Source organism: Microbacterium sp. P5_B6, from assembly GCF_056400345.1.
In genome coordinates, this window is record NZ_JBFULL010000002.1 from 360,220 (window position 1) to 385,358 (window position 25,139).

Annotated in this window: 25 protein-coding genes and 1 tRNA gene; 16 read left to right on the plus strand and 10 right to left on the minus strand. The window is 69.0% G+C overall.

Annotated features, from left to right (window positions below; translation table 11 throughout):
* Positions 1–148 precede the first annotated feature (148 nt).
* Positions 149–1,990 (plus strand): gamma-glutamyltransferase, encoded by a 1,842-nt coding sequence (gene ggt / locus AC1DP3_RS03385; protein WP_477291283.1) that lies wholly within the window; start codon positions 149–151, stop codon positions 1,988–1,990.
* A gap of 57 nt (positions 1,991–2,047) precedes the next feature.
* Here ggt and AC1DP3_RS03390 read toward each other — a convergent pair whose 3' ends face one another.
* The 6 genes from AC1DP3_RS03390 to AC1DP3_RS03415 all read right to left on the minus strand — a co-directional run bounded on the left by AC1DP3_RS03390 (position 2,048) and on the right by AC1DP3_RS03415 (position 6,316).
* Positions 2,048–2,893, minus strand: a complete 846-nt coding sequence (locus tag AC1DP3_RS03390) for a helix-turn-helix transcriptional regulator (protein WP_477291285.1) — start codon at positions 2,891–2,893, stop codon at positions 2,048–2,050.
* A gap of 66 nt (positions 2,894–2,959) precedes the next feature.
* Positions 2,960–3,898 (minus strand): SDR family oxidoreductase, encoded by a 939-nt coding sequence (locus tag AC1DP3_RS03395; RefSeq protein WP_477291287.1) that lies wholly within the window; start codon positions 3,896–3,898, stop codon positions 2,960–2,962.
* Positions 3,899–4,016: 118 nt separating this feature from the next.
* On the minus strand, positions 4,017–4,244 hold the full coding sequence (locus AC1DP3_RS03400; protein WP_477291289.1) for a putative acetyltransferase: 228 nt from the start codon (positions 4,242–4,244) through the stop codon (positions 4,017–4,019).
* Positions 4,245–4,312: 68 nt separating this feature from the next.
* Positions 4,313–4,852 carry a YaeQ family protein gene (locus tag AC1DP3_RS03405; protein ID WP_477291291.1) on the minus strand — a complete coding sequence of 180 codons (540 nt, stop codon included), beginning with the start codon at positions 4,850–4,852 and terminating at the stop codon, positions 4,313–4,315.
* A gap of 28 nt (positions 4,853–4,880) precedes the next feature.
* Positions 4,881–5,468, minus strand: coding sequence for a hypothetical protein (locus tag AC1DP3_RS03410; RefSeq protein WP_477291293.1), 588 nt, complete (start codon positions 5,466–5,468; stop codon positions 4,881–4,883).
* Positions 5,465–6,316, minus strand: a complete 852-nt coding sequence (locus AC1DP3_RS03415; RefSeq protein ID WP_477291295.1) for an inositol monophosphatase family protein — start codon at positions 6,314–6,316, stop codon at positions 5,465–5,467. The genes AC1DP3_RS03410 and AC1DP3_RS03415 overlap by 4 nt, the downstream gene beginning before the upstream one ends.
* 92 nt (positions 6,317–6,408) lie before the next feature.
* Here AC1DP3_RS03415 and AC1DP3_RS03420 point away from each other — a divergent pair.
* A tRNA-Lys gene (locus AC1DP3_RS03420) sits at positions 6,409–6,481 on the plus strand.
* 61 nt (positions 6,482–6,542) lie between these two features.
* Here the strand turns inward: AC1DP3_RS03420 and AC1DP3_RS03425 are convergent.
* On the minus strand, positions 6,543–7,769 hold the full coding sequence (locus AC1DP3_RS03425) for an MFS transporter (RefSeq protein WP_477291297.1): 1,227 nt from the start codon (positions 7,767–7,769) through the stop codon (positions 6,543–6,545).
* Positions 7,766–8,197 carry a MarR family winged helix-turn-helix transcriptional regulator gene (locus AC1DP3_RS03430; RefSeq protein WP_477291299.1) on the minus strand — a complete coding sequence of 144 codons (432 nt, stop codon included), beginning with the start codon at positions 8,195–8,197 and terminating at the stop codon, positions 7,766–7,768. Before AC1DP3_RS03430 ends, AC1DP3_RS03425 begins: the two co-directional genes overlap by 4 nt.
* Positions 8,198–8,399: 202 nt before the next feature.
* On the opposite strand from AC1DP3_RS03430, the gene AC1DP3_RS03435 reads away from it, so the two are divergent.
* The 9 genes from AC1DP3_RS03435 (at position 8,400) to AC1DP3_RS03475 (ending at position 17,124) form a co-directional block, all read left to right on the plus strand.
* Positions 8,400–9,602, plus strand: coding sequence for a substrate-binding domain-containing protein (locus AC1DP3_RS03435; protein ID WP_477291301.1), 1,203 nt, complete (start codon positions 8,400–8,402; stop codon positions 9,600–9,602).
* 48 nt (positions 9,603–9,650) lie between these two features.
* Positions 9,651–10,415 (plus strand): ABC transporter ATP-binding protein, encoded by a 765-nt coding sequence (locus tag AC1DP3_RS03440; RefSeq protein ID WP_477291303.1) that lies wholly within the window; start codon positions 9,651–9,653, stop codon positions 10,413–10,415.
* A complete protein-coding gene (locus AC1DP3_RS03445; RefSeq protein WP_477291305.1) occupies positions 10,412–11,146 on the plus strand; it encodes an ABC transporter ATP-binding protein in 735 nt (244 codons plus the stop codon). The genes AC1DP3_RS03440 and AC1DP3_RS03445 overlap by 4 nt, the downstream gene beginning before the upstream one ends.
* Positions 11,143–12,018: a branched-chain amino acid ABC transporter permease gene (locus AC1DP3_RS03450; RefSeq protein ID WP_477291307.1), complete on the plus strand. Its 876-nt coding sequence runs from the start codon at positions 11,143–11,145 to the stop codon at positions 12,016–12,018. The genes AC1DP3_RS03445 and AC1DP3_RS03450 overlap by 4 nt, the downstream gene beginning before the upstream one ends.
* 92 nt (positions 12,019–12,110) lie before the next feature.
* Entirely contained in the window at positions 12,111–13,199 is a 1,089-nt protein-coding gene (locus AC1DP3_RS03455; RefSeq protein WP_477291867.1) for a branched-chain amino acid ABC transporter permease, read from the plus strand.
* Positions 13,196–14,797 carry a class I adenylate-forming enzyme family protein gene (locus tag AC1DP3_RS03460; RefSeq protein ID WP_477291309.1) on the plus strand — a complete coding sequence of 534 codons (1,602 nt, stop codon included), beginning with the start codon at positions 13,196–13,198 and terminating at the stop codon, positions 14,795–14,797. Before AC1DP3_RS03455 ends, AC1DP3_RS03460 begins: the two co-directional genes overlap by 4 nt.
* On the plus strand, positions 14,784–15,464 hold the full coding sequence (locus AC1DP3_RS03465; protein WP_477291311.1) for a TetR/AcrR family transcriptional regulator: 681 nt from the start codon (positions 14,784–14,786) through the stop codon (positions 15,462–15,464). Before AC1DP3_RS03460 ends, AC1DP3_RS03465 begins: the two co-directional genes overlap by 14 nt.
* Positions 15,461–16,213, plus strand: a complete 753-nt coding sequence (locus AC1DP3_RS03470; RefSeq protein ID WP_477291313.1) for a 3-hydroxybutyrate dehydrogenase — start codon at positions 15,461–15,463, stop codon at positions 16,211–16,213. The genes AC1DP3_RS03465 and AC1DP3_RS03470 overlap by 4 nt, the downstream gene beginning before the upstream one ends.
* Positions 16,210–17,124 carry an alpha/beta fold hydrolase gene (locus AC1DP3_RS03475; protein ID WP_477291315.1) on the plus strand — a complete coding sequence of 305 codons (915 nt, stop codon included), beginning with the start codon at positions 16,210–16,212 and terminating at the stop codon, positions 17,122–17,124. Before AC1DP3_RS03470 ends, AC1DP3_RS03475 begins: the two co-directional genes overlap by 4 nt.
* A gap of 50 nt (positions 17,125–17,174) precedes the next feature.
* Here the strand turns inward: AC1DP3_RS03475 and AC1DP3_RS03480 are convergent, their stop codons facing one another.
* Positions 17,175–17,960 (minus strand): IclR family transcriptional regulator, encoded by a 786-nt coding sequence (locus AC1DP3_RS03480; RefSeq protein WP_477291317.1) that lies wholly within the window; start codon positions 17,958–17,960, stop codon positions 17,175–17,177.
* 149 nt (positions 17,961–18,109) lie between these two features.
* On the opposite strand from AC1DP3_RS03480, the gene AC1DP3_RS03485 reads away from it, so the two are divergent.
* Genes AC1DP3_RS03485 through AC1DP3_RS03495 form a run of 3 tightly spaced genes read left to right on the plus strand, consistent with a single transcriptional unit; the run spans position 18,110 to position 20,717 of the window.
* Complete coding sequence (locus AC1DP3_RS03485; RefSeq protein WP_477291319.1) at positions 18,110–18,886, plus strand: CoA transferase subunit A; 777 nt, start codon at positions 18,110–18,112, stop codon at positions 18,884–18,886.
* Positions 18,883–19,536: a CoA transferase subunit B gene (locus AC1DP3_RS03490; protein ID WP_477291322.1), complete on the plus strand. Its 654-nt coding sequence runs from the start codon at positions 18,883–18,885 to the stop codon at positions 19,534–19,536. Before AC1DP3_RS03485 ends, AC1DP3_RS03490 begins: the two co-directional genes overlap by 4 nt.
* Entirely contained in the window at positions 19,533–20,717 is a 1,185-nt protein-coding gene (locus tag AC1DP3_RS03495) for an acetyl-CoA C-acetyltransferase (protein WP_477291324.1), read from the plus strand. The genes AC1DP3_RS03490 and AC1DP3_RS03495 overlap by 4 nt, the downstream gene beginning before the upstream one ends.
* A 13-nt stretch (positions 20,718–20,730) precedes the next feature.
* Here the strand turns inward: AC1DP3_RS03495 and AC1DP3_RS03500 are convergent, their stop codons facing one another.
* A complete protein-coding gene (locus AC1DP3_RS03500; RefSeq protein ID WP_477291326.1) occupies positions 20,731–20,985 on the minus strand; it encodes a hypothetical protein in 255 nt (84 codons plus the stop codon).
* Between the two features lie 162 nt (positions 20,986–21,147).
* Between AC1DP3_RS03500 and AC1DP3_RS03505 the strand changes: the two genes are divergently transcribed.
* Both AC1DP3_RS03505 and ilvD read left to right on the plus strand, forming a co-directional pair.
* Positions 21,148–23,379, plus strand: coding sequence for a bifunctional alpha,alpha-trehalose-phosphate synthase (UDP-forming)/trehalose-phosphatase (locus tag AC1DP3_RS03505; protein ID WP_477291328.1), 2,232 nt, complete (start codon positions 21,148–21,150; stop codon positions 23,377–23,379).
* A gap of 45 nt (positions 23,380–23,424) precedes the next feature.
* Positions 23,425–25,131 carry a dihydroxy-acid dehydratase gene (gene ilvD, locus AC1DP3_RS03510; RefSeq protein ID WP_477291330.1) on the plus strand — a complete coding sequence of 569 codons (1,707 nt, stop codon included), beginning with the start codon at positions 23,425–23,427 and terminating at the stop codon, positions 25,129–25,131.
* Positions 25,132–25,139 lie beyond the last annotated feature (8 nt).

A 25,139-nucleotide genomic window follows, 5' to 3' on the forward strand; every position in this document is an offset into this window, starting at 1 on the left:
AGAGGGCCCGGACCCGCGCACGATCGCGGGGCCGGGCCCTCTTTTCGTCTCGGCACCGGCAGCGTTCCCGGACGGTCGTTGCCGCCGATCGCGACTCGCGTTACCGTGAGGGAGTCGACCCTCGCCACCCATATACGGGGGGTTTGTCATGGTCACCTTCACGCACCGATCTGCACGCACGAGCATCGCGTTCTCGCTCGCCGGTGTGCTGGCGATGGCGGCCGCAGTCGCAGCGTCGCCGGCAGCCGCTGCGCAGACAGTGGTTGAGGCAGGGCGACCGGCGCCCCCGAGCCCGTCGACGTCGATGGGCTACGGCGGTGCGGTCGCCTCCGTCGACGCCGAGGCGAGCGCTGCGGGGCTCGAGGTTCTCCGCAAGGGCGGCAACGCCGCCGATGCCGCCGTCGCGACAGCCGCCGCGCTCGGAGTGACCGAGCCGTACAGCGCGGGCATCGGCGGCGGGGGATACTTCGTGTACTTCGACGCCGCGAGCGGCGAGGTCACCACGATCGACGGGCGCGAGACCGCCCCTGCCGCCATGACGGAGACGTCCTTCATCGATCCCGCGACGGGAACGGCGTATCCGTTCTCGGATGTCGTCTCCTCGGGGCTGTCGGTCGGCGTTCCCGGCACACTTGCCACGTGGCAGGCGGCACTCGACAGGTTCGGCACCACATCCCTGAGGGACGCGCTCAAACCGGCGATCCTGCTCGCCACCCGCGGCTTCCGCGTCGACGAGACCTTCCGCGAGCAGACCGCCGGGAACGAGGAGCGCTTCAGGCAGTTCCCTGACACGGCCGAGGTGTTCCTGCCGCACGGCGCGCTGCCGGTGGTCGGGGCGACGTTCAAGAATCCCGACCTCGCCAGGACTCTGCGAGAGATCTCGCTGCGCGGCACCGACGTCTTCTACCGGGGCGCAATCGCCGACGAGATCGCAGCCCTCGTGCGCGCGCCGGAGACGAGCGAGCCGCACAAACTGCCCGCCTACCCGGGGACTATGACGGCGGCCGACATCGCGGGCTACCGAGTGGTCGAGCAGGCCCCGACGCATATCGCCTACCGCGGCCTCGACATCTACGGCATGGCACCCTCTTCCTCAGGCGGCACGACTGTCGGCGAGTCGCTGAACATCCTCGAGAACTTCGCCCTCTCGAACGCGAACACCCCGCAGAGTCTGCACCTGTATCTCGAGGCGACCGCGCACGCGTTCGCCGACCGCAACGCGTATGTCGGGGACCCTGCTTTCGTCGACGTTCCGACCGAGACCCTCCTCAGCCAGGAGTTCGCCGATGCGCGCGCGTGCGAGATCGATCCGAGTGTCGCATCCGCGAAGCCGGTAGCGGCTGCCCCTCTGACTGCCGCGAGGTGCGATGCGCTCGTGCCCGCGACGGTGGGCGACACCGAGAATCTCTCGACGACCCATCTCTCCGTCGTCGACAAGTGGGGCAACGCGGTCGCGTACACGCTCACGATCGAGCAGACCGGCGGCTCGGGCATGACCGTGCCCGGCCGCGGCTTCCTGCTCAACAACGAACTGACCGACTTCAGCTTCACCCCCAAGGACGCCGATCCGGATTCCGACATCGACCCCAACACCATCGAGCCGGGCAAGCGCCCGCGGTCGTCGATGTCTCCGACGATCGTGCTCGACGATGGCGCGGTGCGCTTCGTCGTGGGTTCGCCCGGTGGCTCGATGATCATCACGACGGTGACCCAGGTGCTGATCAACCGGATCGATCTCGGGATGACGCTGCCCGAGGCGGTCGCCGCACCACGAGCGTCGCAGCGGAACACTGCCGCCGTCGCTGCGGAGCCGGCGTTCCTGGCGGCCTACCAGGGAGTGCTCACTCCGTTCGGCCATACCTTCACCTCTACGGCGGAGATCGGCGCCGTGGCGGCGATCGAAGTGGGCGACGGCGGGCTGCTCACTGCTGCCGCCGAGCCGGTGCGGCGCGGCGGCGGAACCGGACTGGTCGTGCAACCCGCGGGGTGACAGCCCCGCGCGCCGATTCGCACCAGGGGATGGGCCGGGATGCCGCGGGCCCACTGATCAGCGGCTGGAAGCGATCGCTTGCGTGCCGATCACCGACAGCAGTTGAAGCCGCTGATAGCTCTCGGTGCCCGGTGCCGCGGTGAGCACCAGGAGCGTCTGACCCTGGTCGGGGTCGATGAGGAACTGACACTGCACGTCCATCGCGCCCACCTCGGGGTGCTGAAGGCGCTTCTCCATGGGATGGGACGAGCGCACCTCGTGGGCCTCCCAGAGCTGGGCGAACTCGGGGCTCTCGGCGAGGAGGGCTTTCACGATCTCTCCGGCGCGCGTTCGTGCGCCGAACTTCGCATAGGCCGCCCGGACGTCGGCGGTGAAGGCCCGCGACAGCATTCCGTGGTCCTCGCTCGGGTACACGTCTCGAGCGGCGGGGTCCATGAACCAGCGATAGCCGATGCTGCGCATGTGTCCCTCGAAGCGCGTCTCATCGCCGAACAGCGCCCGCGCGGTCGGAGTCTGCGCGAGTGTGTCGCCCATCTCGGTCATCACCTGCGCCGGTGTGTCGGCGAGCCGATCCAGCACCCGCATGAGGCCGGGGGAGACGTGCTCGCCGCGCAGCGCCCGCGTGGGGGCGGTGTGGCCGGCGAGCCGGAACAAGTGGTCTCGCTCGTCGAGCGTGAGCCGCAGGCCGCGGGCGATCGCGGCCAGCATGTGCTCGGATGGCTGTGGACCCCTCGCCTGCTCGAGTCGGCTGTAGTAGTCGGCCGACATATCGCACAGCGCGGCGACCTCCTCACGGCGAAGACCGGCGGTGCGACGTCGAGATCCGCGACGCAGGCCGACATCCTCGGGCTGCAGCGCCTCACGGCGGCGACGCAGGAAGTCTGCCAGTTGGGCTCTGTCCATCATCCGAGTGTGCGGCATCCGTCGATGCTCAGCCAGGGAGTGCAGATCCCTCCATGAGGTCTGCGCTCACGCTCCCACCGGCAGACCGGTGAGGTTCTCGGAGACCTCCCAGATGCGACGCCCGTCGGTCTCGCTCCGCAGTCGTGAGTACAGAGCCTGCTCTGCAGGCAGTCCCTTCAGATGGCCGAGGCCGGACGGTCCATACAGACGGCCGCCCCGCGCCGCTGGACTGGTCGCGGCGTAGACGGCCGACAGTGCCGCCGAGTGCGGAGTGCCGACCAGGATGCCGCGGCGCGACAGGGCGCGGATGAGCCGCACGGCAGCTGTGTCGTCGGGCCGGCCCATTCCGGGCTGCGCTGCGAGGAGGTTCGTCGGCGTGATGCCGGGGTGCGAGAGGTTGCTTCGGATGCTCCAGCCGCCCGCATCCGACCGCCGCTGCAGCTCCATCGCGAACAGGCCGAGGGCGATCTTCGACGAGCTGTAGGCGCGCATCGGTTCGTAGCCGCTTTCCCAGCTCAGGTCGCCCCAGTTCACCGCACCCTGATTCGCGGAGATGCTCACCTGGCTGGTCACATGCGCACGTGCCTCGCGGAGGAGCGGCAGCAGTCGCACGATGAGCGCGAAATGCCCGAGGTGGTTCGTCGCGAACTGAAGCTCGAACCCGTCCGGGCTGAGCTGCCTGGTCGGCGGGCTCATCACGCCGGCGTTCCCGATGAGGAGGTCGATGGGGCGACCATCGGCGAGCAGCTGATCGGTGAGAGCCGACACCGACTCGAGCGAAGACAGATCCAGCGGGAGGACGCGGATGCCGGCATCCGGTATCCGCTCGTGGATCCTCGTGGCCGCAGCCCGGCCCTTCTGCTCGTTGCGCACCGGCATGATGACCTCGGCGCCGGCGCGCGCGAGACGAGCGGCGATCTCATGCCCGATCCCGTCGCTCGCACCGGTCACGAGGGCGAGCTTCCCAGTGAGGTCGGGAACGGGGATGTCGTCGGTCTTCGGCATGATGGTGCTCCTCGTCTCGGTGTGCTGCTTCCATGCTGGCTGCGTCGCAGCACGAGATTCAGGGCGTTCTCATCCGGGGATCGGCGGTCCCTGGCTCGGGCGCGCCGGTGGTCCTTCCCTACCCTTCCGGCGGCAGCGGACGGCGGGGTGCCCGAGGGGCGGGCGGCGGAGGCACCTCCTTCGCGGCGATGACCGCCCCCCGCGGGATGCGCTCGATCCCGCGCTTGCCGTCGACGACGAGGATCTCGGCATCCGCGCTCAACAGCTCGCCGAGAGCATCAGTGGCCTGTCCCGACGGCAGCAGGTAGCGCACCACGACGCGCCGACCCGGGGGCGGGAGACTCATCGTGCGCGCGACCCGGGGCCGGCGAATGGCCGAAGGGTGCCCACGGGCGGCTCTTGGCTCATCGGACGCTACGCGACCCGCTGCTCGTGCACCTCGGACTCCAGCGACAGGCCGTTCAGATCGAGATACATCCGGCGCTCGGTGATCGAGAGCGTCATGGTGTTGCGGCGCTCGACCACGCGGACGGCCGCGTCGATGAAGCCCGGATCGAAGCTGTAGAGCGGGATCTCGTCGCCGCGGTGGATTCGCTTGCCAGCCCACGGCGCCGCCACCTTGGCCGGATCGCGATGGGTGTACACCGCGGTGCGGGCCGCCTGCATGCTCCCGGAGTGCAAGCGCGCGGCATCCGGAGCTCCCACCTCGATCCAGGCGGTCAGCGCGCCCGTCAGATCGCGCACGAGGATCGCAGGCTCGTCAGTGGCCGAGATCCCCTCGCTGAACGCGATGCCCTCTTCGAACTCGAGGCTGTACGCGATGACGCGAGTCAGCATGAAGGCGTCGGTCTCGGACTGATGCCGTGCCACGCGCACCGAGAGCTCCTCGTACACACCCCGGTCGACGTCGGCGAGGTTCACGGTGAAGGTGTAGATCGTCGCGCCGATGGCCATGACGCTCGAGCCTACGCGTCCTGCGCGGTCAGCTCGGCGGCCATTCCACCAGGAGGATGCCCTGCTTGGTGTCGGCGTACTTCACCCAGCCGTCGCCGAAAAGATACGTGAGGCCGTATCCGTCCTCGTCGAGGGCGATCGCGGTGTCGGGGTTCTCGGTGAGGTAGACGCCATGATCGGACTCTTCCCGGGTCCAGCCTTCGGCCATCAGGTCGGACTCGGCTGTCTCGGCCTGGGTCTCGGTGATCGGCGCCCAGCCGAAGATCTGCACGTGATCGGTGGCCGTGCTGAAGTCGCCCCAGACGCATTGGATGCCCTCCGGGAGAGCGACGCTCCCGACGACGAAGCTGTCAGCCAGAGCCGTCCAGCCCAGGGAGTCGAAGTCGGCGGCGGTGGCCGGCGAGATGATGGTGTCGCAACTGGGCTCGTCGCTCGAGACGGCGTCCGATGACGGACTCGCTTCAGGCTCGGGTGCCGGCGAACCGGGTGCTGCGGCGCCGGCGGTCTCGCTCGGACGCGGAGTCGGCTCGGGCGCGGTCGACGTGCAGGCGCTCGCGAGCATCGCGGTCGAGGCGATGGCGAGCATCGCGGCGAGGCGCGTGAGGGGTGGGGTCATCGAGGTGGCTCCGTGGGGGCGGCGGGGGAGTGCAGGAGGTCGAGAAAGGACTGATGAAGGATGCCGTTCGTCGCCAGTGACGAGCGCTCCGCGAGGGAGTCCGTCCCGGCATACGACGTGAACCGGCCGCCGGCCTCCGTGATGATCGGCACGTGGGCTGCGAGGTCATACTCCTTGACATCGAACTCGGCGACGAGCTCGAGCCGGCCCTCGGCGAGCAGCATGTAGGGCCACGCGTCGCCATATCCGCGGTCGCGCCAGACCGCGCTGGTGAGGCGCTCGAGCGCGTCCAGCTCTCCCGCATCCCGCCACTGCCCGATGCTCTGGAAACTGACGCTGGCCTCGGCGACGTCGTCGACCGCCGACACCGAGATGCGCCGCGCCGCGCCGTCGACAGTGTTGGTCCACGCACCCAGACCGGATGCCGCCCACCAGCGCCGCCCGATGGCCGGCTGGCTGACGACGCCGACGCGCGGCACTCCGTCGATGCTCAGCGCGATCAGCGTCGACCACATCGGGATGCCCTTGAGGTAGTTCGCGGTGCCGTCGATGGGATCGATGATCCACTGGCGAGACGAGTCGCCGGACACTCCGAACTCCTCGCCGAAGACCCCGTCGGCGGGCCGCTCGGCGTCGAGCATCGCGCGGATGGCCTGCTCGGTGGCGAGATCGGCCTCGGTCACCGGGGAGGCATCCGCCTTGGTGCGCACGTCGAGGTCGGGAGCATCGAACCGCGCCATGGAGGCCGCGTCCGCGGCATCCGCGAGTCGAAGGGCCAGCGCGAGATCGCCACCGAGGTCGCCGTCGAATCGCACGCTGAAACCAGCGGATTCGAGGGGAGGGGTCACCCTTCCAGGATAGGTGTGCGAAGGATGCCTCGATTTCAGGTGACGCGATTGTGATGGTAACGTTGACCCTCGGTTGCCTCGTCGGCCACCACGCACCTCTAGCTCAATCGGCAGAGCAACTGACTCTTAATCAGTGGGTTCTGGGTTCAAGTCCCAGGGGGTGCACAGCACACGAAAGGGCTCCGCGGACGCGGAGCCCTTTCGTCGTCTCGAGGTGTCAGTCGGATCAGGCAGAGTCGCCGACGAGGACCGCAACCGCCTCCTCGGCGGCATCCGCTTCTCGCACGTCGACGGCCCGCAGGGCAGGGCGGCCGATCGCAACCGTCAGAGCGGCGATGAGCACCGATGCCGCGGCGAACAGGTACGGCACGCTCGCGCCGTAGGCGTGCCAGAGGAGAGCTGCGATCGGGGGAGCGGCTGCACCTCCGAGGAAGCGGACCGCCGAATACGCGGACGAGGCGACGGAGCGCGGGAGGTCGGTCGCCTCCATGACGGATTCCGTCAGCACCGTGTTGATGACACCGAGCAGCATCCCGCCGATCACGATGCAGACGACGAGAGCTGCGGGACTGGCGACGAAGACGCCGGCGGCGATGAGATCGAGGGCGAGGAGCGGCAGCATCCCGAGCATGACGGTCGTCCGGGCGAACCGGCGCAGGAGCAGCGGCGCCACCCACACGCTCGTGATCGCGAGGCCCACACCCCAGCCGAAGAACGTCAGGCCGATGCCGAGGGCGCCGAAGCCCAGCGGGAACGGCGAGAAGGCCAGCAGCACGAAGAACCCGATGTTGTAGAAGAGCGCCGCGACCGCGAGGATCGCGAGAGCCGGACGACCGAGCGCGCGGAAGGGTGCGGACAGCGGCACCGGCTGTCGCTTCTCGAAGGGTCCGCGAAGCAGTGTCAGCACCGCGACGAAGGCGATGGCCATGAGCACCACCACACCGAAGAAGGGCCCGCGCCAGCTGACTTCGCCGAGGATGCCGCCCAGCAGCGGTCCGATCGCGATGCCGAGACCGAGCGCCGCCTCGTAGAGGATGATCGCCGCGCCGGTGCCTCCGGCTGCGGCTCCCACGATCGTCGCGAGGGCGGTGGAGATGAACAGGGCGTTCCCGAGGCCCCACCCCGCGCGGAACGCGATGATCGAGTCCACGCTGCCGCTGAGGGCGCAGAGGAGGGCGAAGATCACGATCAGGCCGAGGCCGATGAGCAGCGTCGCCTTTGCTCCGATGCGGCTCGAGATCCAGCTGGTCACGAGCATCGCGAGCCCCGTCACCAGCAGATAGCTCGTGAAGAGGAGCTCGGTCTGCACGGGGCTCGCCGACAGCGAGTCGGCGATCGCCGGAAGGATCGGGTCGACGAGGCCGATCCCCATGAAGGCCACGACGCACGCGAACGCGACGGCCCACACCTGCCCGGGCTGGCGCCAGACGGAAACCCCTGCCTCGGCGCTCACGGGGCGACCTCCACGGCCGCTGTCTTGCGCGAGAGCACGTCCGCCGTCGTGCGCAGTGCGCTCCACTCTTCGTCGGTCAGGTCATCGAAGTGGGGTGCGACCGCGGAGATCAGTTGCAGGAGCCACACGTCGAGCGCCTCGAGGCCGAGCGAGGTCGCCGAGACGATCGTGACCCGTGAGTCTGCGGCATCCGCTGTTCGCGCGATCAGGCCCTGATCGGCCATCTGCCGGACGAGCCGTGTCATGCCGGGCTGTGTCACGCGGCTCAGGTGAGCCAGTTCGCCGACGCGAAGAGGGCCCCGGTCGCGCAGCAGCGTGAGCGTTCGCCACTGCGCTGCAGGGGTCTCGCTGCGGGTTTCCAAGGCCGCGACCCGCGTGAGGGCGTGTGCGGCGACGATCAGGGTCTCGATGGTGCGGTCATGCGTCACGCCATAAGTATACCACCGGTATATATCACAGGTATCAACGTGGCGATTCCCGGCACGAGTCGCGAATTGATAACGAAGGATGCGCACGACACCGTTCGGCTTGACGTCAGACGGCCCGATTCGTACGCTTGCCCATACCTGAATCACATCTCAGGTCTGCGGACCCTGAGGCACGAACCTTCCAATGGTGAAAGGCACGCACATGCGCGTTACGAAGAAGTTGCTCTTGGGCTCCGTGGTCGCCACGGCCGCTCTCGTCCTGGCGGCGTGCGCGCCGCAGGCGACGGGGACCGACGATGGCGCCGAAGCCTCGGCGGCTCCTGAAGAAGTGACGGTCGGCATCGTCACGAGCGAGACCGGCCCCCTCGCCGGCTATGGCAAGCAGTACCTCGACGGCTTCACGGCGGGCCTCGACTACGCCACGGACGGGACCGGTGAGGTCGACGGCACGAAGATCGTCATCGAGAACGCCGACGACGCGGGCGACCCCGACAAGGCGGTCACAGCCGTCAAAGAGCTCATCGGAGCCGGCGTGAACATCATCGCGGGCAGCGCCTCCTCCGGTGTGGCGCTCGCTGTGGCCGAGCAGGCCGCGCAGAACGAGGTGCTCTTCGTGTCGGGCCCCGCTGCGGCGGATGCCATCACCGGCATCAACGAGTACACCTTCCGCTCGGGTCGCCAGAGCGCACAGGATGTCGCGACCGCCGGCACGTTCCTCGACGACCTCGAGGGCAAGACGATCACGGTGTTCGCCCAGAACAGCGCGTTCGGCCAGGGCAACGAGGCGGCCGTCAAGGCGATCCTCGGAGCCAAGGGTGCGACGGTGAACTCGGTGCTCGTCGCCGAGGACGTCACGGAGTTCACGCCGTTCGCCCAGCAGGTGCTGGCGGCCAACCCCGACCTCGTCTTCGTGGCGTGGGCAGGCGCCACCTCGGGTGCCATGTGGCAGGCGATGAGCCAGCAGGGCGTGCTCGACGCGATCCCCGTGGTCACGGGGCTCGGGGACTCGCCGACGTTCGGCGCCTACGGTGAAGCGTCCGAGAAGATCAGCTTCCTCAATCACTACTTCCCGGGCGCCAACGACAACGACGTGAACACCGCGATGATCGAGGCGATCGAGAAGAACGGCGGAACCCCCGACCTCTTCAGCCCGGACGGCTTCAACGCGGCACTCATGATCGTGCAGGCCATCAAAGAGGGAAACGGCGACGTGGATGCCATGATCGACGCACTCGAGGGCTTCGAGTTCGAGGGGCCGAAGGGCGACATGACGGTGCGCGAGAGCGACCACGCCCTCATTCAGGAGATGTACCAGGCCAAGCTCGTCGCCGAGGGTGGCACCTTCGTACCCGAGCTGGTCGACACCGCTGCGGCCGACGAGGTGGCACCGCCCGAGGCGAAGTAGCATCCCGGCATCGAGCGCTCCCTGCGGAACGCATCCCTGAAAGGCACCATGAGCACCCCTGTCCCGTCCGCGCTGAAGATCGAGGGCCTCGGCCTGCAGATCGGCGGCGCGACCATCCTGAAGGATGTCGACCTCGACGTCCCGGCGGGTTCGCTGGTCGGCGTCATCGGGCCCAACGGCGCCGGAAAGACCACGCTGTTCAACGTGATCTCCGGCGTCATGAAGGCCACAGCCGGTCGGATCCTGATGGACGGCGCCGACATCACCGGCATGTCGGTGCCGAAGAGGGCGCGGGCGGGACTGGGGCGCACATTCCAGACATCCAGCCTCTTTCCGAGGCTGAGCGTGCTCGAGAACGTGCGGCTCGCGGCGCAGGTGGCGCAGGGGGGCAGCTACTCGCTGCTGCGGTTTCCGCGGAGATCCGACCCGGCGACCGAGCTCGCGAGGGCCAAGCTCGAAGAGGTCGGCCTCGGACACAAGCTCGAGACCCCGGCGGGCGACATCTCGCACGGCGACAAGCGCAAGGTCGAGATCGCCGTGCTGCTGGCAACGGATGCTGCCATCGTGCTGCTCGACGAGCCCATGGCGGGCGTGGCCTCGGGCGACGTGCCGGGGCTCGTCGAGAACATCCGCCGCATGCAGGCCGAGAAGGAATGCACCGTCCTGATGGTCGAGCATCACATCGACGTGCTGATGGGGCTCGTCGACAAGGTCGCGGTCATGTACTTCGGCACGATCATCGCGTTCGACACTCCGCAGAACGTCATGGCGAATCCGCTCGTGCAGAGCGCCTACCTCGGGACGGCCGCATGAACGACCCGATCCTGAGCGTGCGCGGGATGCGGGCCTCGATCGCCGGCCAGCAGGTGGTGGAGGACGTCACGTTCGAGGTCCCCGCCACCGGCATCACGGCGGTGCTCGGACGCAACGGCGTCGGCAAGACCTCGACGCTTCGCGGCATCCTGGGTCTCATCCAGCGCAAGGGCGAGGTGATGCTGGCGGGCGAGCGGATCGATGGTCTGCCCACCCACAGGATCGTGCAGCGCGGAGTCGGCTACGTTCCCGAGGATCGCGAGGTTTTCGCCAAGCTGACGGTCGCGGAGAACCTCGCGCTCGCGGAGCGGCAGCGCCATCCCCGGCGCGACTTCGTCGCCGACCTCTTTCCCGACCTCGTGCAACGGCGGGATCAGCTGGCCGGGACGCTCTCAGGCGGCCAGCAGCAGATGGTCTCGGTCGCCCGGGCGCTCCTCAACGACAACAAGCTGCTCCTGGTCGACGAGCCGACGAAGGGCCTCGCCCCCAAGATCGTCACGCAGGTCGCCGACGCCTTGCTGGAGGCGTCGAAGGTCGTGCCGATCCTGCTCGTCGAGCAGAATCTCGAGGTCGTCCGGCGGCTCGCCGACGGCGCCGTCGTGATCGCCGGCGGACGCGTCGTGCATACCGGCAAGGCGATGGAGATCCTCGATGACGAGGAGCTCACGACGCGGCTGCTCGGCGTGCACGCCGAGGTCGTCGCCGCGCCGGATGGGGAGGGCGCCCCGTGAGCACGCTCGTCCTCATCCTCATCACCGGCGTCGGTCTCGGCGCGCTCTACTTCCTGGTCGCATCGGGGCTGAGCCTCATCTACGGGCTCATGCACGTCCTCAACTTCGCCCACGGCGCGTTCCTCACGCTGAGCGCATTCATCGGATGGCAGGTCGCCCAAGCGCTCGGCACGCAGTCGTGGGGCTCGTTCCTCGCTTCCATCGTCGTGGGGGCAGCCGTCGGTGCGGTGTTCGCGACCCTCACGGAGCTCGTGCTCATCCGTCCCCTTTACGAGCGTCACATCGAGCAGGTGCTCGTGACAGTGGGCCTGTCGTTCGCCTCGGTCGCCCTGTTCGAGGGAATCTGGGGCACCGATGCCATCAACATCGCAGGGCCCCCGTGGCTCAAGCAGACCACCGAGGTGCTCGGCGCACGCATCCCCAACACCTACTGGGTGCTGATGATCGCCGCGGCGCTCGTGCTCGGGGGGCTCGTGCTGTTCCTGCAGAAGACGCGGTACGGCATGATCATCCGGGCGGGCGTCGAGAACAGATCGATGGTCACCGCTCTCGGCATCGACGTGCGTCGCTCCTTCACCCTCGTCTTCGCCATCGGCGGCGCGGCGGCCGGCATCGGCGGGGTGCTGGCGATGCACTACACGACGTTCGTCTCGGCGCACCTCGGCGCGACGCTGCTCATCTTCGCCTTCATCGTCACGGTGATCGGGGGACTCGGGTCCCTGACCGGGGCGGCGATCGCCTCGGTGCTCGTCGCCGTGCTGCAGCAGTTCGCGAACACGTACCTCGGCGGGACGGGCGACTTCATCGTGGTCATCCTGCTCGCCGTCGTGCTGCTCGCGCGGCCGTCCGGGATCCTGGGGAGGAAGGCATGACCCTGCACACCGGCCCGTCGACGCCTCCATCCGCGGTTCGCGCCGACACCTCTGCCGGTCGACCGAGTGGCGTGCGACGGTGGACCAGCCTCATGCCGGCGCTCATAGGGATCGCGCTGGTCGTCCTGATGGCGATCCTTCCTCTGCTGAACATCTCCATTCCCGGCATCCTGCCGACTCCGACCTACATGCCGGGAAGCCTGGCGCTCCTCTCGCTCTGCATGGTGTTCGCCGCGCTCGCGCTGTCGTACAACCTGCTGCTCGGGACGGCGGGGATGCTGTCCTTCGGCCACGCGCTCTACTTCGGCGCGGGAGCGTACGGCCTGGGGATCGTGCTCGAGAACACGGGGATCCCGCTGTTCCCCGGCATCCTGATCGCGCTCGTCGGCGGGCTTGTCATCGCGCTCGTGACCGGCGCCGTCAGCATGCGGGTGGCGGGCATCCCGTTCGCGATGGTCACCCTCGCCTTCGCGCAGGCCGGTTCGGTGCTCGTGCGGCGCAACCCGCAGGTCACGGGGGGCGAGGAGGGACTCGGGCTCAACACCGACAACGTCCCCGACTGGCTCGTCGGCGTCGCAGACACCCGCAATCTGTACTGGTTCACTCTGGTCGTGCTCGTCATCGTCTACCTCGTCGTGCTGTGGGTCGACACATCTCAGCTCGGGCGCCTCGCCGAGGCCACCCGAGAGAACGAGCTGCGCGTGCGGGTGCTGGGCCTCCGGCCCTACACGGTCAAGCTCATCGTCTTCGTGATCGCCGCGCTGCTCGCCAGCCTGGCGGGTATGGCCTACATGCTGCTGCAGTCGGGGACGGTGCCGCGCTCGGTGTCGGCGGATCTGACCATCACGGTGCTTGTGATGGTCGTGCTCGGTGGGGTCGGGTTCCGATGGGGTGCCATTGTGGGGGGCGTGCTCTACACGCTGCTCGATCAGCGGCTCACGGTGCTGGCCGGATCCGATGCGATCGCCTCGCTCCCTGACGTGCTGCGGGTGCCGCTGTCGGAGCCGCTCTTCATCCTCGGGGTGCTGTTCATCCTCGTGGTGATGTTCCTGCCCGGCGGCATCGCCGGCACGGCCGACGCGTGGATGCGGCGCCGCAGAGGCGAGCGCACGCGGTCGTCCGCCGGTCGTCTCGAAGATGCGGATGCGGTCGAGCAGGCGCCGGAGGAGGTGCGCGCATGACCTGGGACTGGCAGTTCGCGGAGCGGGCATCCTCCGACGGTCCGCACACCATCGGCCGCTGGCTCACCGATCGGGCCACCGCGTCGCCCGAGCGCATCGCGATCGACGACCGTGGAGTGACGATCGACTACCGCGACCTGGAGCTGCGCGCCCACACGCTGTCCGTGTCCCTTCGCCATGCGGGCTACGGTCCCGGCGATCGGATCGCCACCGTGTCGGGCAACTCGATCGACCACGTCGTGGCCTTCTTCGCGTGCGCCAAGGCGGGCGTCGCCTTCGTGCCGCTGTCGTGGCGGCTCACCGCTCGTGAGCTCGCGGAGGTGCTCGAGCGCACGGCGGCCCAGCTCGTGCTGGTCGACGACGAGTATCAGGCGGTGGCGGCTGACGCTCTGCGCCACCTGCGCACAAGTCCGGATGCCGAGGCGCCGCCGATCGCGACGCTCGGCACCACCGGGGTGGAAGCGGGGGTGCCGACGCGCGACGCTCGCTTCGGCATTCCGCGAGAAACCCGCCCGGTGCTCGACGAGGACCCTCTGCTCGTCATCTTCACGTCGGGAAGCGAGGCGACGCCGAAGGGCGTGGTGCTGACCCACGCCAACTGCTTCTGGAACAACCTCGCGCTCGCCGGCGCCATCCAGCTGACCGCCGACGACGTCGTGCTCGCCGTGCTGCCGCAGTTCCATGTGGCCGCCTGGAACTGCCAGCCACTCCTCGCCTGGTGGGTGGGCGCCACCGTCGTGCTCGAACGCTCCTTCCAGCCGTCCCGCGTGCTCCAGCTGCTGCAAGAGCGCCGGGTCACCACGATGATGGGCGTGCCCACGCAGTACCAGCTGCTGGCCGACGACCCGCGGTTCTCGGCATCCGATCTCTCGCACCTGGGCACCGCATTGGTCGGGGGTGCGACGATGCCCTCGACGCTGTTCCAGACCTGGTTCGATCGCGGCGTGACGCTGACCCAGGGCTACGGCCTGACCGAGGCGGCTCCGAACGTGCTGTGCCTCACACCGGGCGACGCTGCGCGTCATCCGGGCGCCGTCGGTCGCCCCTACCCGCACGTCGACGTCTGCCTCGCCGATCCGGCGAGCGGCCTCATCCGGGAGGGTGTCGCCGAGGGTGAGCTGTGGGTGCGCGGCCCCAGTGTCTTCGCCGGCTATCTGGGCGATCCTGAGGCGACGGCCGGTGCACGCACGGGGGAGTGGCTGCGCACCGGCGATCTCGCATCCCGTGATGCGGACGGCGTGTACCGGATCGTCGACCGGCTCAAGGACATCTTCATCTCGGGCGGCGAGAACGTGGCACCGGCCGAAGTCGAGCATGCGCTGACACTGCATCCCGCGATCCAGGCCGCAGCGGTGGTGGGGGTGCCCGACCGCGTCTGGGGTGAGCGCGGCGTCGCCTTCGTGGTGGCCACGCAGCCCCTCCAGGAGGCGGAGGTGCTGACGCACGCCCGGTCGGTGCTCGCCGCGTTCAAGGTCCCCGTCCGTGTGGCCTTCGTCGACGCACTTCCCCGCTCCACGATCGACAAGCTCGCCCGATCCCGCCTCCGCGACCTCGCGGAGACCCTCGCCCAGGAAGAGGTGCGCCGTGAGCGTTCCTGACCCGCTGACACTCGACGACGAGGCCGCCGGCATCTCGCAGGCCACCGGTCGCCCGCTCACCAAGCGCGGTGAAGCCACCCGGCGCCGGCTGCTGGAGGCGGCCGAGCACGTGTTCGCCGAATCCGGGTACCACGAGGCGTCGATCGTCAAGATCACCGAGCGCGCGGGCGTCGGGCTCGGCACGTTCTACCTGTACTTCGACGGCAAGCAGGTGATCTTCGAGGCGCTCGTCATCGACCTCAACCGCCGGGTGCGACGCTCGATGGCTGAGGCGATGGAGGGAGCGTCCTCCCGGCTCGAGGCGGAGCGCGCCGGGTTCGCCGGCTTCTTCCGCTTCACGGCCGAGCATCCCGCGCTCTACCGGGTGGTGCGCGAGGCCGAGTTCGTGTCACCCGAGACCCTCCGCCTGCACTACACGCGGATCGTGGAGGGCTACGAGTCCGGCCTGCGGGCGGCTCAGGACGTCGGCGACGTCGACCCTGCCCTGGATCCCGGCGTCACGGCCTGGGCGCTGATGGGCATGGGCGAGCTCATCGGGATGCGGTTCCTGCTGTGGGAGCGGGATGCCCAGGGCAGGCCGCCCGCGGAGCTTCCGCCCGCGATCTTCGACGACATGATGCGGTTCATCGACAACGCACTGGCACCTCGCGGGGGAGGAGAAGCATGACGGACCACGACCTCAGCGGCAAGCGCGCCCTGATCACGGGCGGGGCGAGCGGGATCGGTCTCGCGTGCGCACGGGAGTTCGCCGGGCGGGGTGCGCACGTCGTGATCGCCGACCTGGACGGCTCAGCGGCCGAAGCGGCGGCATCCGAACTCGGCGGCGAGGCGTGGGCGGTGGACCTCGCTGACACGAAGGCACTCGACGACCTCACGCTCGACACCGACATCCTGGTCAACAATGCGGGCATCCAGCGCGTGAGCCCGATCGAGGACTTCGATCCCGAGGCATTCCGTCTCATCCAGCGACTCATGGTCGAGTCGCCCTTCCTGCTCATTCGCGCGGCTCTGCCCGGAATGTACGACCGGGGGTGGGGCCGCATCGTGAACATCTCGAGCGTGCACGGCCTGCGGGCCAGCCCCTTCAAGTCGGCCTACGTCGCGGCCAAGCACGGGCTGGAGGGCCTCTCGAAGGTCACGGCGCTCGAGGGCGGACCTCACGCGGTCACGAGCAACTGCATCAATCCCGGCTACGTCCGCACGCCGCTCGTCGAGAAGCAGATCGCCGATCAGGCGCGGCTCCACGGCATCCCGGAGAGCGAGGTCGTGGAGAAGGTGATGTTGACCGAGAGCGCGATCAAGCGTCTGGTCGAGGCATCCGAGGTGGCGTCGCTGGCCGGATGGCTCGTCTCCGACAGCGCGGGCATGGTCACCGGCGCCTCGTACACGATGGACGGCGGGTGGACCTCCCGATGATCGGACACACGTACCGGACCATCGACGTCCCGGTCGAAGGCGGGAATCTCCGTGTCGGCGTCTGGGACCCGTCGGACGCTGAGGATCCGGATGCCGCGCCGACCGCCCTGCTCGTGCACGGCGTCACGTCGTCGCACCTGGCCTGGCCGTTCGTCGTCGAGGCGCTGCCCGGTGTGCGGCTCGTCGCACCGGATCTGCGCGGGCGCGGCGCGAGCAACGCGATCGAGGGGCCCGCGGGGCTCCGAGCGCACGCGGCGGACCTCGCCGCGACGCTCGACGCGCTGGGCGTCGAGCAGACCCTCGTCGTGGGGCACTCGATGGGCGCGTTCGTGTCGGTCGTGTTCGCCCACCTGCACCCGGAGCGGGTGTCGCGGCTCGTGCTCGTCGACGGCGGGCTGCCGCTGGATGTGCCGGCCGGGCTCGATCCCGACACGCTCGTCTCCCTGATCCTCGGGCCGACCGCTGCCCGCCTGTCACGACGGTTCGCAGACCTGGAGGAGTACCGCCAGTTCTGGCGCGAGCATCCCGCCTTCCAGCGCGACTGGTCGCCCGAGTTGGAGCAGTACCTGGAGTACGACCTCGTGGACGACGCTGCCGGCGCGCTGCGTCCCGCCACCAGCTACGCCGTCACCGTGGACGACACGATCGACATGAACACGGGCTCGACACTGCCCGAGGCCCTGGCGGGCCTGGGGCACCCGACGCGGTTCGTCACCGCCCCGCGGGGACTGCAGGACGAGCCGCCTGGACTGTACGCAGAGGAGTATCTCGCTCGCCTGCTCCCGACCTATCCTGCGGTGACGCATGAGCGGCTCCAGGGGTTCAACCACTACACGATCGTCATGTCGGAGGCCGGGGGGCGAGCCGTGGCCGAGCGCATCACGGCGGAACTCGCGCTCGTCTCGGGGTGACGGTCCGGGCCGTTCGCCGCCCTGCCCGCCTGCACTGAGGCGACGGCGGCTCAGCGGCCGGCCGCGGAGATGCGGGTCGTGAGCTGGTGCGCGTGCGCGAGCAGCGTGCGGCCGAGGGCGGGGAGCCGGTCGGCACCGAACCGGAACTCCACGCCGGTCAGGCTCAAGGCCCACTCGGGCTGGCCCGACCGGTTGAACACGGCGGCCCCGAGCCCCCAGCTGCCGTTCACGATCAGCCCCGGGTTCACGGCGTATCCGCGGTCTCGCGTGTCGGCGATGCGCGCGCGCATCGGCTGAGGAGCATGCGCTCGCCCGAAGCGCTCAGGCAGTTCCGGATGCCGCTCGAGATAGGCCTCGACCTCCGGTTCGGGGAGGAAGGCGAGGATCGCGAGACCCGCCGAGGCCACGCCGAGAGGGAAGCGGACCCCTTCGCTGAGCACGAAGGACCGGATCGGGAAGCTGCCCTCCTCGCGAAGGAGGCACACCGTCTCGTCCGCGCGGCGCACGGAGAGAAAAGCGCTCTCCTCCGTCTTCACGGCCAGGGAGCGCACGATGTCCCTGCCGAGACCCGTGACGTCGTATCGCGCCGCCGCCACGGTGCCCATCAGGAACAGTTCGGGTCCCGGCATCCACTTCGAGGTGTCCTCGTCCTGGTCGACCAGCCCTTCGGCGCGCAGAGCCGACAGCAGCCGATGAGCGGTCGACCTCGACAGGCCGGCCTGACGCGCGAGCTCCTGCACACCTGCGCCCGCATCGCCGGCCGCTGTCACGAGCCGCAGGAGCCTCGCCGCGCGGGCGATCGCCTGTGCTCCGGGCACGCTCGTCCGTCGTTCCATAATGTGGACACTATGTCGCCTCGGATCCACATGGCAAGCCGCGGCTTGAGGACCCTGACCCATCAGGCGCAGAGTGGAAGCGGCAGGGGGTCCGGTTCGCACGCGCACCGGATTGTGGTCAGCCGGCCCGACGAAGGAGTGGGAATCACGTGATCGACAAAACGTACGCATCGGCGGCCGAGGCCATCGCCGACGTCCCGAGTGGAGCCAGCCTCGCGGTCGGCGGGTTCGGACTCTCCGGCAATCCCATCGCGCTCATCGAAGCTCTGCTGGCGCAGGGGACCAGCGACCTCAGCATCGTGAGCAACAACTGCGGAGTGGATGACTGGGGACTCGGCGTGCTGCTGAACGCCAAGCGCATCCGCAAGATGACCTCTTCGTACGTCGGCGAGAACAAGGAGTTCGAGCGGCAGTTCCTCTCGGGCGAGCTCGAGCTCGAGCTGACGCCCCAGGGCACGCTCGCCGAGAAGCTCCGCGCCGGCGGTTCGGGGATCGCGGCGTTCTTCACCCAGACCGGTGTGGGCACGCAGGTATCCGAGGGCGGACTGCCGCGCAGGTACGACGGGCAGGGCGGCGTTGCCGTCGCCTCTCCGAAGAAGGACGTCCGCACGTTCGAGGTCGCCGGCGAGTCCCGCGAGTTCGTCCTCGAAGAGGCGATCGTCACCGACTTCGCGCTCGTGCACGCCGCCAAGGGCGACCGGCACGGCAACCTCGTCTTCAACAAGGCTGCCCGCAACTTCAACCCGCTGGCGGCGATGGCCGGACGCGTGTGCATCGCTCAGGTCGAGGAGCTCGTCGAGCCCGGGGAGCTCGATCCGGACGCTGTCCACCTCCCGGGCATCTATGTCCACCGCATCGTCGAGGTCGGCACGAGCATCGAGAAGCGCATCGAGCGCCGCACCGTCAGCGAAGGAGCAGGAGCATGACCCTCACCCGCACAGAGATGGCGGCCCGCGCCGCACGCGAGCTGGGCGACGGATCGTACGTCAACCTCGGGATCGGCCTGCCGACCCTCGTTCCGAACTACGTTCCCGCCGGCATCACGGTAGTGCTGCAGTCCGAGAACGGCATCCTCGGCGTCGGCCCGTATCCGACGGAGGAGAACGTCGACCCCGACCTGATCAACGCGGGCAAAGAGACCGTGACGACTCTGGCGGGCGCGGCCTTCTTCGATTCGGCGACCAGTTTCGGCATGATCCGGGGCGGCAAGATCGACGCCGCCATCCTGGGAGCGATGCAGGTCTCCCAGTCCGGCGACCTCGCGAACTGGATGATCCCCGGAAAGATGGTGAAGGGCCCCGGCGGTGCCATGGACCTCGTCCACGGCGCATCGCGGGTCATCGTGCTGATGGAGCACGTCGCCAAGGACGGCACCGCGAAGATCGTCGACGAATGCTCGCTGCCGCTCACCGGCAAGGGCGTCGTCGACCGGATCATCACCGACCTCGCCGTCATCGACGTCACCGAGAATGGTCTTGTGCTGGTCGAGCTCGCGCCCGGCGTCACCGTGGATGAGGTCATCGCCGCGACCGAGCCCGAACTCATCGTGGCCGAGGCACTGAAGGAGAAGGCATGAACAACGACGACGTCGTGATCGTCGCCGCGGCGCGCACACCGCAGGGACGGCTCAAGGGTCAGCTCGCACCGCTGACGTCGGTCCAGCTCGGCTCGATCGCCATCAAGGGCGCCCTCGAGCAGGGAGGCATTCCCGCCGGCGCCGTGGACGCGGTGCTCGTGGGTCAGGTCCTCCCGGCGGGGGCCGGCCAGAACCCTGCCCGTCAGGCCGCCATCGGGGCGGGGATCGGGTGGGACGTCCACGCGAGCTCCGTCAACAAGGTCTGCCTGTCGGGTCTCACCGCGATCATCGACGGATCCCGGATGCTGCGCCTCGGCGACGCGACGGTTGTCGTGGCCGCCGGCATGGAATCGATGACCCGGTCCCCGCACCTCCTCGCGGGCTCCCGCGACGGCTGGGCGTACGGCTCGATCGAGGTGCTCGACCACATGGCCTACGACGGACTGACCGACGCCTACGACCGCGAGAGCATGGGCGCCTCCACCGAGCGCCACAACGACCGATTCGAGATCACCCGAGAGGCGCAGGATGCTGTCGCGGCCCGCTCGCATCAGCGGGCAGCTGCGGCGCAGGCCGACGGAGCGTTCGACGCGGAGATCGTGCCGGTCGAGATCCCGCAGCGGAAGGGCTCACCCGTCGTGGTGACGAAGGACGAGGGAATCCGGCCCGACACGACGGTGGACACGCTGGCCGCGCTGAGGCCTGCCTTCGCCGAGGGCGGCTCGATCACGGCGGGCAATTCGTCGCAGATCTCGGATGGCGCCTCGGCGGTCGTCCTCACGACCCGCTCGCATGCCGATGAGAACGGCTGGCCTGTCCTCGCGGTCGTGGGCGCCGCAGGCCAGGTGGCCGGGCCCGACAACTCTTTGCACGCGCAGCCTGCTCGTGCCATCGAGCAGGCATGCGCCCGTCAGGGCATCACTGCGCAGGACCTCGATCTCGTCGAGATCAACGAGGCGTTCGGGGCTGTCGTCGCGCGCTCGCAGGCGGAGCTCGGCCTCTCGGACGAGATCGTGAACCGTCAGGGCGGCGGGATCGCCATCGGCCATCCCATCGGCGCGTCCGGCAACCGGCTGGTCGTGCACGCGGTGCACGAGCTCGTCCGGCGTGGAGGCGGAACGGCCGCCGTGGCGCTGTGCGGCGGCGGCGGTCAGGGCGACGCGCTCATCCTCACTCGCTGACTATCGCGGCGGGTCAGCTCTTCAGCTGGTTCGCCAGGATCTTGCCTTCGTGTCCTGACACGGGGGAGTCCTTCGGTGCGAGCTTGCCCTGCTTCGCATTGCGGAGGTCGACGATGGCGCCGATCGCGAGGACGAGCGAGATGGCCCAGCTCAGCCATGCGAGCGCTTCCCGCCATGTGAACGGAGCGTCGTTGCGGAGACCGCGCAGGAGCGTCACACCACCCGTGATCGCCCCGAGGAGGCCCGTGCCGAAGAGGTACTTTCGCATGCGCTTTACGCTAGCGCCCGCGCGCATCCGCTGCGAAGGGGTGGCGCGGACTTCACCGATGGCCGTCTGACGCGTACCATGCGCCGCCGCACACCGCACGCCCCGTCGGCTCGAGAGGCCCGCTGTTAGCCTGGACGAACCCATACGGAACCGGAGCGCCCTGTGTCACTGGCTGAACTCGTCGTCGTCGCGAATCGACTGCCCGTGGACCGCGTGCCCAGCGCGGATGACGACGGTCCCGAAACCTGGCGACGATCCCCCGGAGGGCTCGTCACGGCTCTCGAACCGGTCATGCGGCAGGCGGAGGGTGCATGGGTCGGCTGGCCCGGGCAGGCCGACGTGGACGTCGAGCCGTTCGATTTCGAGGGCACCCACCTCATTCCCGTCACACTCACCGCCGATGAGGTCGCGAACTACTACGAGGGCTTCTCGAACGACACCATCTGGCCGCTGTACCACGACGTCATCGCCCAGCCGCGGTACAGCCGGCACTGGTGGGACGCGTACGTCAGGGTCAATCGCCGTTTCGCTGAGGCGGCGGCCGCCGCGGCCGCAGACGAGGCGACGGTGTGGGTTCAGGACTATCAGCTGCAGCTCGTGCCGCGCATGCTGCGGGACCTCCGCCCCGACCTCGTGATCGGCTATTTCCACCACATACCCTTCCCGGCATACGGACTGTATTCCCAGCTGCCCTGGCGACGGCAGGTGCTCGAGGGACTGCTCGGAGCCGACGTCATCGGGTTCCAGCGCGTCGCGGACGCCGGCAACTTCGCGCGCGCCGTAAGGCGGCAGCTCCGCTACGAGACCAAAGCATCCGGCATCCGGGTGCCCGAGGCCGATGGCACGACGCGGCTTGCGCTCGCGCGCGCCTTTCCGATCTCCATCGACGCGTCCTCGTACATCGAGCTGGCCCAGCGCCCGGACGTGCAGGAGCGCGCCCGTCAGATCCGCGAGAGCCTCGGAAACCCGAAGCGCATCTTCCTCGGCGTCGACCGCCTGGACTACACCAAGGGCATCCGGCACCGGCTGGAGGCGTACGGGGAGCTGCTCAACGAGAACAAGCTGAGCGTGGACGACGTCACGCTGGTTCAGGTGGCGAGTCCGAGCAGAGAGCGCGTGGAAGCGTACGTGCAGCTGCGGGACGAGATAGAACTCACCGTCGGACGCATCAACGGCGACTTCGACACGATGGGCCACACCGCCATCCGCTACCTGCATCAGGCGTATCCCCGCGAGGAGATGGTCGCCCTGTTCCTCGCCGCCGACGTCATGCTCGTCACCGCCCTGCGCGACGGCATGAATCTGGTCGCGAAGGAGTACGTGGCCTCGCGGGTCGACAACCGCGGCGTGCTGCTCCTGAGCGAATTCGCCGGCGCGGCGGACGAACTGGGCACCGCCGTGCGGGTCAACCCTCACGACATCGAGGGCCTGAAGGAAGCAATGATGCGCGCGGTCGCCATGACGCCCGGAGAGCAGGGCCGGCGCATGCGCACGGCGCGCAGGCGGGTACTCGAGCACACGGTCGAAGACTGGTCTCGCGAGTTCCTGGAGGCGCTCGCGCGATTCCACCAGAGGAGAAGCGTGACCGACACCACCCATCACATCCAGATCGACGACGAGGCCCTGAAGTCGGCGCTGGCGCGGGTCGCGGCATCCGATCGCCTGCTGGTCGCCCTCGACTTCGACGGCACGCTCGCGCCGCTGGAGGACGAGCCGATGAAGGCGCGCGCGCTTCCTTCCGCCTCCGCGGCGGTCGCGGCGCTGGCTGCGCTCCCCGACACGCCGGTGGCATTCGTCTCGGGCCGGAGCATGCACGACCTGCGCGAGATCGCCGAGCACGCCGACGACGCGCAGATCTTCCTCGCAGGGTCTCACGGCGCCGAGTTCTGGGTGCCAGGTCAGGGCCTGCTCGAGACTGATGACGAAGCGGAGGCGCCGGCGCTGCGAGACGAGCTGCGTGATCAGATGGACGCGGAGGTCGGCGGACTCGAGGGCGTGTGGGTCGAGCCGAAGACCTACGGCTTCGGCATCCACACCCGCGTGGCGAGTCCCGAGGACGCCCAGACGGCCCGCAATGCCGCCGATCGGCTGGTGCAGGAGCGGGCTCCGCACTGGCGCCGCCGCACGGGACACCACATCGTGGAGTACTCCTTCCGCCACGAGGGGAAGGACTCCGCGCTGGCAGCTCTCCGCGAGCGGACGGGCGCGACCGCGGTGCTGTTCGCGGGCGACGACGTGACCGACGAGGATGCCATGGCGAGTCTCGGCCCGGACGACCTCGGCATCCGGGTCGGAGAGGGTGCGACGGTCGCGTCGGTGCGGGTGCGCGGCATCCAGGAACTGGCGGCCGCTCTGAACCTGCTGGCGCGGATGCGAGCCGAGCGCCGGGAGTAGCCGTCGCACGGGGGAGGGCCCGCGGCGCGGAATAGGATGTCAATCATGTCTTCGCCCGAAAGCCGCATCGATATCAAGCCCCGCAGCCGCGTCGTCACTGACGGAATCGAGGCGACGACCTCTCGAGGAATGCTGCGCGCGGTCGGCATGGGCGACGCGGACTGGGACAAGCCCCAGATCGGCATCGCGTCGAGCTGGAACGAGATCACTCCGTGCAACCTGAGCCTCGACCGGCTCGCTCAAGGAGCCAAGGAAGGCGTGCACGCGGGCGGGGGATACCCGCTGCAGTTCGGGACGATCTCGGTGTCGGACGGCATCTCGATGGGCCACGAGGGCATGCACTTCTCGCTGGTCTCACGCGAGGTCATCGCCGACTCCGTCGAGACGGTGATGATGGCCGAGCGCCTTGACGGCTCCGTCCTGCTCGCCGGGTGTGACAAGTCCATCCCCGGGATGCTGATGGCCTCGGCGCGGCTCGACCTGTCGAGCGTCTTCCTCTACGCCGGCTCGATCGCACCGGGCTGGGTGAAGCTCAGCGACGGCACCGAGAAGGACGTCACCATCATCGACTCGTTCGAGGCGGTCGGCGCGTGCCTGGCGGGCAAGATGAGCGAAGCCGACCTCAAGCGCATCGAGTGCGCCATCGCACCCGGCGAGGGTGCGTGCGGCGGGATGTACACGGCCAACACGATGGCGTCGGTCGCCGAGGCGCTCGGACTCTCGCTGCCGGGATCGGCCGCTCCGCCGTCGGCGGACCGCCGCCGCGACTACTTCGCGCACCGTTCGGGTGAGGCCGTCGTCAACCTGCTGCGCCTCGGGATCACCACGCGCGACATCCTGACGAAGGAGGCGTTCGAGAACGCCATCGCGCTGGCGATGGCACTGGGCGGCTCGACCAACGTCGTGCTCCACCTCCTCGCCATCGCCCGCGAGGCGGATGTCGAGCTCAGCCTGCACGACTTCAACCGCATCGGCGACAAGGTGCCGCACGTGGCCGACATGAAGCCCTTCGGCAAGTACGTGATGAACGACGTCGACCGCCACGGCGGCATCCCCGTCATCATGAAGGCGATGCTCGACGAGGGTCTGCTCCACGGTGACGCGCTGACGGTCACGGGCAGGACCCTTGCGGAGAACCTCGCCGACCTGAACCCCGACCCGGTCGACGGCACCGTCATCCACACGTTCGACGACCCGATCCACGCCAAGGGCGGCATCACGATCCTCCACGGATCCATCGCCCCGGAGGGCGCGGTCGTCAAGTCCGCCGGCTTCGACGCCGACGTGTTCGAGGGCCCCGCCCGGGTCTTCGAGCGGGAGCGCAGCGCGATGGACGCGCTCGAGGCCGGCGACATCAGCGCCGGCGACGTCGTGGTCATCCGCTACGAGGGCCCGAAGGGCGGTCCGGGAATGCGCGAGATGCTCGCCATCACGGCCGCCATCAAGGGCGCCGGCCTCGGAAAAGATGTACTACTCTTGACGGACGGTCGATTCTCAGGCGGCACAACCGGACTGTGCATCGGCCACATAGCACCCGAAGCGGTGGACGCTGGTCCTATCGCCTTCGTGCGCGATGGTGATCTGATACGGGTCGATATCGCGGCTCGCACTCTCGACCTACTCGTCGATGAGACCGAGCTGAGCTCCCGCCGCGAAGGCTGGGAGCCGCTTCCCCCGCGCTATACCCGTGGCGTCCTGGCCAAGTACTCCCGACTCGTGCGCTCCGCTGCAGAGGGCGCGACGACCGGCTGATCCACCGT